Source organism: Candidatus Edwardsbacteria bacterium (assembly GCA_031082425.1).
Taxonomy (GTDB): Bacteria; Edwardsbacteria; AC1; order AC1; family EtOH8; genus UBA2226.
Genome location: JAVHLB010000020.1, coordinates 1 through 1,561, shown reverse-complemented (window position 1 = coordinate 1,561; position 1,561 = coordinate 1). Strand labels below are relative to the sequence as shown.

Genomic DNA, 1,561 nt, shown 5'->3' with positions numbered 1-1,561 from the left:
CAGGTCGAGCTCCAGGTTTTTATTCCAACAAAGGGTGACGCCAGAATCAACCGGGATGGCGGTTAAACCAGAAGGGATCAACGGCACTGATCTCGGGGTTCCGGTTACTTCAGTTATTATTGGGCTTTCCTTGGAAGAATCGTCTATCGCTATGATGCCGACATAATACAGATTGTCTTCCGCCAACCCGGTAATAATATATTCACTTAGCCCGGTGATCGCTGAATCTATATAAACCCCTGAACTGTAGCCCCAAAATAACATGTGGGCCACAATATTGTTTGCAATACCTGGTTCCCAAGTGATCAAAAGTTCGGAACCGTTGCCACCATCCTTTGCTAACGGCTTAATAACTCTTGGGTAATCTGAAATGGTGGACAATAATCCCAAGCCGCCCCGGATAATGTTAGCCATGGCTGGATAATTAATATAGGTTGTACTGTCGTAAAAGGAGTGTATCTTTGCAACATCCACTATGTATTCCTGGCTATGAGTGGTAGGATATCCCAAGTCGTGAAATGACATGAAGTCGCTTGACATGTCGTCCCCTATAACGGCCCGAATGTTGTTGGTCCCATCGTTGCCATACATCTCTGTAGTCCGGCAAAGCAATTCGGCGAATACCTCTGAACCGGATAGAGGTACTGTATGATACAGAGTATCACATAAATGGCTTCCAATGCAGTCATAGTTGCTCATCAACCCGATATTCATGTTCTGTTGATATGCCTCACCTGCGTAATGCTTGCTTCCCAAAGACCCTGCTTCTTCGGCATCAAAAGCGATGAACCTAATCGTGCTGTTCGGACGGTTGCCAGGCAATGCCAGCAACCGGGCCATCTCCAGCACCGCAGTGGTTCCGGAGCCGTTGTCATCCGCACCTGGGCTGTAGAATGAAACCACACCGGCTGTGTCAACCCCAACAACAGCATCATAATGGCCGCCGGCAATATAAACTATCGAAGTATCTTGTAAACCGGGGAGGGTTGCCACTATGTTGTAGCCACTTTTATTTGCATAAGGATTATAGAAAGTATCCCGCCGGACATCGCTGATGCCCATCGCCATGAATTGGTTTATCAGCCACTGCACCGTGCTGTCATAATTTGACCTGAATATATTATGGTTATAAAAAGATTGTAGCCCTTCCATATAATACTTAAGGGAAATTGTGTCAACCTGAGTGGTTATTGAGGCGATCGACGGATCATAAGAAAGATGCGGATTGACTATCAGGTTATCAGCACTCGTAATTGACACTACTGCGGTCAATGACACCAAGCCTGCAAGAAGATTTAAAGATGCTTTCACAGTGTTCCTTTCCAAAAACAATTCTATCTAAACTTATTTCAGTACTATCATCTTCCGGCTTTGGGACTTATCGTCAGTGCTTAAGTGATAGATATACACCCCGGCGCTGACCGACATGCTATTGTTGTCTTTCCGGTCCCAGTTGATTGTATAGCCCCCGGCCGGCTGATCTTTGTTGATCAGGGTTTTCACCAGCTGCCCGGTTACGTTATAAATCTTGAGGCTGACGCGCCCGGCTTTCGGCAGTTGA

2 protein-coding genes are annotated in these 1,561 nt (G+C 46.3%); both read right to left on the bottom strand.

What is annotated here, in order from left to right; genetic code table 11:
- Positions 1-1,311, bottom strand: a 1,311-nt coding sequence (locus RDU76_11915) for a M20/M25/M40 family metallo-hydrolase (GenBank protein MDQ7799628.1), incomplete at its 3' end; no start/stop codon positions are given.
- Between the two features lie 33 nt (positions 1,312-1,344).
- The coding region (locus tag RDU76_11910) for a FlgD immunoglobulin-like domain containing protein (protein MDQ7799627.1) at positions 1,345-1,561 on the bottom strand (217 nt) is incomplete at its 5' end.